Source organism: Streptomyces sp. RP5T (genome assembly GCF_003933965.1).
In the GTDB taxonomy this organism is placed as follows: domain Bacteria; phylum Actinomycetota; class Actinomycetes; order Streptomycetales; family Streptomycetaceae; genus Streptomyces.
This window is the reverse complement of sequence record NZ_RSAJ01000738.1, coordinates 1-3646: the sequence shown is the minus strand read 5'-3', so window position 1 is coordinate 3646 and position 3646 is coordinate 1. Positions and strand designations below refer to the sequence as shown.

General features: G+C 68.3%; 4 protein-coding genes. All 4 read right to left on the bottom strand.

From position 1 onward, the window contains the following. Positions 1 to 121: 121 nt before the first annotated feature. Entirely contained in the window at positions 122 to 451 is a 330-nt protein-coding gene (locus EHS43_RS40145) for a helix-turn-helix transcriptional regulator (protein WP_125195481.1), read from the bottom strand. 110 nt (positions 452 to 561) lie between these two features. Continuing rightward, a complete protein-coding gene (locus EHS43_RS40140) occupies positions 562 to 1539 on the bottom strand; it encodes a 4-hydroxy-3-methylbut-2-enyl diphosphate reductase (protein ID WP_125195480.1) in 978 nt (325 codons plus the stop codon). After that, on the bottom strand, positions 1536 to 2576 hold the full coding sequence (locus EHS43_RS40135) for a polyprenyl synthetase family protein (RefSeq protein WP_125195479.1): 1041 nt from the start codon (positions 2574 to 2576) through the stop codon (positions 1536 to 1538). Before EHS43_RS40135 ends, EHS43_RS40140 begins: the two co-directional genes overlap by 4 nt. Further along, the coding region (gene ispG / locus EHS43_RS40130) for a flavodoxin-dependent (E)-4-hydroxy-3-methylbut-2-enyl-diphosphate synthase (protein WP_125195478.1) at positions 2573 to 3646 on the bottom strand (1074 nt) is incomplete at its 5' end. The genes EHS43_RS40135 and ispG, both read right to left, overlap by 4 nt.

Genomic DNA, 3646 nt, shown 5'->3' with positions numbered 1-3646 from the left:
GGCGGGGGCTCTTCGTCCGGTTTGGGGTCGGGTTCGCGGTGTTTCTCGTTGAGTTTTTCCGATTCGCATACGGTGCGCAGGGCGACGGGGTCGGCGCCGCAGGGTTGGGTGAACTTGCGGGTCAGTGTCCAGGTGGGACGCGTTCGCCGGACGCGATCCGCGAGAGGAACGAGGGGGAGCAGCCGATGCGGGCAGCGACTTCTTTGTTGGTGAGTTGGGCGGTGCGGATCAGCATGGACAGGATGGGGGAGAGCCGGTTGTAGGCGGCGCCGGTGGAGGCGATGGGGGCGGACTCCTGTTCGGGTCCCTCGCCGCGGTCACCGCCTGGCTCGCCGGTCTCCGCTGCGGTCTCGGTCTCGCCTGCGGTGTCGGGGGAGTCGGTGCTGCGGTAGAGGTCGGCGAGGGTGGTGGCGGAGCGGTTGAAGCGGGATGGCGGCGCAGGATGTAGCACTCGGTGTAGGAGCGGCGGACTGTGTCCTCGCTTGGTGGCTGCGCCGGTGGAAACCTTGGTGCACCGGTGCAGACAACGGTGGGTGCAGCCCACACCGGCATCCCGCCGTGTCATCGCAAGTTGCGGCGAAGCTCCTGTGGGAGGGAGAAGGTGATGGTCTCGTTCGCGGTCGTCACGGTTTCGACGTGGTCGTAGCCCTGTTCGGCCAGCCACTGCAGGACGCCGTTGACCAGGTTGTCGGGGGCGGAGGCGCCGGAGGTGAGGCCGATGGTGGCGACGTTGTCGAGCCAGGTCTCGTCGATCTCGTCTGCCGAGTCGACGAGATGGGCGGCTGGGACGCCGGCGTTGAGGGCGACCTCGACCAGGCGGACGGAGTTGGAGGAGTTCCGGGAGCCGACGACGATGATGAGTTCGGCCTCCTCGGCGAGTTTCTTCACCGCGGTCTGGCGGTTCTGTGCGGCGTAGCAGATGTCGTCGCTGGGCGGGGATGTCAGGTAGGGGAATCGGGCCTTGAGGGCGTTGACGGTTTCCATGGTTTCGTCGACGGAGAGGGTGGTCTGGGAGAGCCAGACGACTTTGGATTCGTCGCGTGGCGAGAGGTCCGCGACGTCGTCGGGGCCGTCGATCAGGGTGATGTGTTCGGGGGCTTGTCCGCTGGTGCCGATGACTTCTTCGTGGCCTTCGTGGCCGATGAGGAGGATGTCGTAGTCGTCCTGTGCGTAGCGCAGGGCTTCTTTGTGGACTTTGGTGACGAGGGGGCAGGTGGCGTCGATGGTGGTGAGGTTGCGTTCGGCGGCTTCGGTGTGGACGGTCGGGGCGACGCCGTGTGCGGAGAACAGCACGATCGAGCCTTCGGGTACTTCTTCCGTGTGGTCGACGAAAATCGCTCCCTTTTCCTGCAGGCTTCGGACGACGTGTTTGTTGTGGACGATTTCGTGGCGGACGTAGATGGGTGCCCCGTACTGTTCCAGGGCCCTTTCGACGGCGTGGACGGCGCGGTTGACGCCGGCGCACCAGCCGCGGGGTGAGGCGAGCAGGACGCGGCGGGGCTGCGGGGTCGATGCGGACGGTGTGCGTGGTGTGGTCATGTGGTCCTCGCTGTGGCGCTGTAGGCCAGGGCACGTAGTGCTGTGGTGACGTGGGGAGGCAGAGCGGCCGTTTCCAGGGAGGCCAGGGCGCTGTCACGTCGCTGGGTGATCATGTTTTCCACGGTGGTGCGGGCCCCTGTGTCGATGAGGACGGTTCGGACCCGTTGCGCTCCCTCCGGACTCAGGTGTCTGTTGCCCACGTGGCGGCGCAGGATCTGGCGTTGGGTGGGGTCGGCGTTCTGCAGGGCGAGGGCGATGAGGACGGTGGCTTTGCCTTCCCTGAGGTCGTCCAGGGCGGGTTTGCCGGTGTCGTCCGGGTTGCCGAAGACGCCCAGGAGGTCGTCGCGGAGCTGGAAGGCCTCGCCGACGGGGATGCCGTAGGCGGTCAGGGCCGGCAGGCATGTGCGGCTGCCGGGTGCCGGGGCGAGGGCCGCACCGAGCAGTAGAGGTCCCTCGACGGTGTACTTCGCGGTCTTGTACCGGGTGATGGCCAGTGCCTGGTCCAGGCCGACGGCGGGTCGTCCGGTGTGGGAGAGGTCGAGGCACTGCCCGTAGATGGTGTCGGCGCGCAGGGCGTTGCCGACGGGCAGGGCCGCCGTGAGCTGGTCCGGGGTGAGGCCCGCATTGTGAAGGAGCTCGTCGGCGAAGACGAGGGCGAGGTCGCCGATGAGGATGGCGGCTTCGGTACTGGCCGTGCGGTGGACGGTGGGCCGGCCGCGGCGGGTGTCGGAGGCGTCGATGATGTCGTCGTGGATGAGCATGGAGGCGTGGAACATCTCCAGGGACGCCGCGGCCCGGAGCACGGGGTCGGGGGCGCCGGTGCCGCCTGCGGCCTGCCAGCCGACGACGCACAGTATGGGGCGGATGCGTTTGCCCCCGGCGCCGAGGAAGCTGCTCAGTGCCTGGGCTGCTTGTTGTGGCAGGCCCCTTCGGTGTGCTTCGCGCATCTGGATGGCCAGGAAGTCGGTGAGGGCGGTGTCGACAGCGCTGCGCACCGCGTTCTGGTCGAAGAAGGCAGCTGGGGCCTGCGCACTCATGCGCTCGCGCCGCCTTCCGGACTTGCCTGGGCGAGTTCCTCGCCCAGCCGCATGGCTTCCTCGACGAGGGCGTCGACGATTTTCGATTCGGGGACGGTCCTGACGACCTTGCCCTTGACGAAGATCTGGCCTTTGCCGTTGCCGGAGGCGACGCCGAGGTCGGCTTCGCGGGCCTCGCCGGGGCCGTTGACGACGCAGCCCATGACCGCGACGCGCAGCGGGTAGGGGAAGCCGTCCAGTGCGGCGGAGACGCGTTCGGTGAGGGCGTAGACGTCGACCTGGGCGCGGCCGCAGGAGGGGCAGGAGACGATTTCCAGCTGGCGTTCGCGCAGTCCCAGTGACTGCAGGATCTGCAGGCCGGCCTTGACCTCTTCGACAGGAGGGGCGGTGAGGGAGACGCGGATGGTGTCGCCGATGCCCTCGTTCAGGAGGATCGCGAAGGCGGTCGCGGATTTGATGGTGCCCTGCGGTGGCGGACCGGCTTCGGTGACGCCCAGGTGCAGGGGGTAGTCGCAGGCGGCGGCAAGGTGGCGGTAGGCGGCGACCATGGTCATGGGATCGTGGTGCTTGACGGAGATCTTGAGGTCGGTGAAGCCGTGCTCCTCGAACAGGGAGCACTCCCACAGCGCGGACTCCGCCAGTGCCCGGGGAGTGGCCTTGCCGTACTTGGCCAGCAGCCGCCGGTCCAGACTGCCGGCGTTGACGCCGATCCGGATCGGCACTCCGGCCGCGCCGGCGGCCTTGGCTATCTCCTTGACCTTGTCGTCGAACGCCTTGATGTTGCCGGGGTTGACCCGCACCGCGGCGCAGCCGGCGTCCAGGGCGGCGAAGACGTAACGGGGCTGGAAGTGGATGTCCGCGATGACGGGGATCTTCGACTTCGCGGCGATCGCGGGCAAGGCGTCGGCGTCGTCCTGGGAGGGCACAGCGACCCGCACGATCTCGCACCCCGCCGCGGTCAGCTCGGCGATCTGCTGCAGCGTCGCGTCCACATCCGCGGTGGGCGTGGTGGTCATGGACTGCACGGACACCGGTGCGCCGCCGCCGACCGCGATCTCACCGACATGGAG